Below are 1,430 nucleotides of genomic sequence, written 5' to 3'. Positions count from 1 at the left end.
ATTTTTATTCCGACTAATAAAACTAAGAATCACGGCATCGCACGCCGACGTGGCAAATACAAACAAGGGGGACCCCCCATGGACGAAATCTGGACAGCCGCGCGGGCTGGGTTCGATGGCGGGCTCGAGGTCGTCCTGCTGGGCGGCCCGGCGATCTGGGGCGATCGCGGTGCTGTCGGTGATCACGCTGGCGCTGATCCTGTGGAAGGTCTGGCGGCTGGCGCTGGCTCGGGGCGTGGAGCGGGGGGGCGGCGCAGTCGCGCGCGGTGGCGCATTGGAGCGCCGGGCGCGAGGCCGAGGCGCTGTCGATGATCGACGGGCGGCGGAGCTGCCGGGCGCTTCTGGCGCAGGCGGCGATGCGGGCGCGGCGCGACCCGAGCCTTGGCGAGGACGGCGCGCGGGCCGAGACCGAGCGGGTCGCGCGGGCGCTGCTGGCGCGGGCGAGGGTCGGGCTTCGGCCGCTCGAACTCATCGCCAGCATCGCGCCGCTTCTGGGGCTTCTGGGCACGGTGCTGGGCATGATCGCCGCCTTTCAGGCGCTGCAGGAGGCGGGCAGCCGCGCCGATCCGGCGGCGCTGGCGGGCGGCATCTGGGAGGCGCTTCTGACCACCGCCGCCGGCATGGCGGTGGCGATCCCCGCGGGGGTGGCGCTCACTTGGTTCGAAAGCGTCGCGGACCGGCTGCGCCACGAGATGGAGGACGCCGCGACGCGGATCTTCCTGCGTCCCGTGGCGACCGGGGGCGGGACGGTTTCGGCAGAGTCATCGACCGCGCAGGCGGCCTGAGATGCGGCTAGCAGATCTCGCCCGGCCGCGCCGCCGCATCAGCCTGACGCCGATGATCGACGTGGTGTTCCTTCTTTTGGTGTTCTTCATGCTCTCGGCGCGCTTCGGCTTCGATCTGCAGCTGCCGCTGAACGCCGCCGGCGACAGCGCGGGCGGGGGCTGGCAGGGGCCGCCGCGGCTGGTCTCGATCGGCCCCGAGGGGGTCGCGCTCAACGGCGCGCCGCTGGCCGAGCTGGCGTTGCCGGCTGCGCTGGCGGATCTGGTCGAGGATCGCTCTGACACCATCGTGCTGCGCGCCGAGGCCGGGACCGAACTGCAACGCCTCGTCACGGTGATGCAGCGCCTCGAAGCCGCCGGTTATGACCGGCTCGTGCTGGTGGAGTGAGCCGATGACCTTCGACGAGCCGCCCCGCACGCCGCGGGGCGAAAGCATCGTGCCGATGATCAACGTGGTGTTCCTACTGCTGATCTTCTTTCTCATGACGGCGCAGATCGCGCCGCCCGAACCGTTCGAGGTGACGCCGCCCGAGGCCGAGGCCGACACGCCCGCCACGGCCGAACTGGTGCTGCACCTGTCGGATGCGGGCGAAATCGCGTTCGGCGGCATCGTGGGGGACGGGGCCATTGCCGCCGCCGCCGCCGCCG

General features: G+C 71.5%; 2 protein-coding genes and 1 pseudogene. All 3 read left to right on the top strand.

Going from position 1 to position 1,430, the window contains the following annotated elements:
• Positions 1–141: 141 nt before the first annotated feature.
• Positions 142–785 (top strand): annotated as a pseudogene (locus MBELCI_RS18790) (MotA/TolQ/ExbB proton channel family protein); the annotation flags it as partial.
• A gap of 1 nt (position 786) precedes the next feature.
• The gene (locus MBELCI_RS18785; RefSeq protein ID WP_021695817.1) at positions 787–1,170 is read left to right on the top strand and encodes an ExbD/TolR family protein; all 384 of its coding nucleotides are present in this window, start codon (positions 787–789) and stop codon (positions 1,168–1,170) included.
• A gap of 4 nt (positions 1,171–1,174) precedes the next feature.
• Positions 1,175–1,430 (top strand): ExbD/TolR family protein (locus MBELCI_RS18780; RefSeq protein WP_045320554.1); only part of this gene is annotated, 256 nt, incomplete at its 3' end.

This window comes from Limimaricola cinnabarinus LL-001 (assembly GCF_000466965.1).
Taxonomy (GTDB): Bacteria; Pseudomonadota; Alphaproteobacteria; order Rhodobacterales; family Rhodobacteraceae; genus Limimaricola; species Limimaricola cinnabarinus.
Note: the sequence above shows the minus strand (reverse complement) of the source record. Positions and strands in the feature narration are given on the sequence as shown.

What these genes read in the sequence shown, in the direction of transcription:
- MBELCI_RS18785 (WP_021695817.1), top strand. Translation starts at nt 787, where the DNA reads ATGCGGCTAGCAGATCTCGCCCGGCCGCGCCGCCGCATCAGCCTGACG.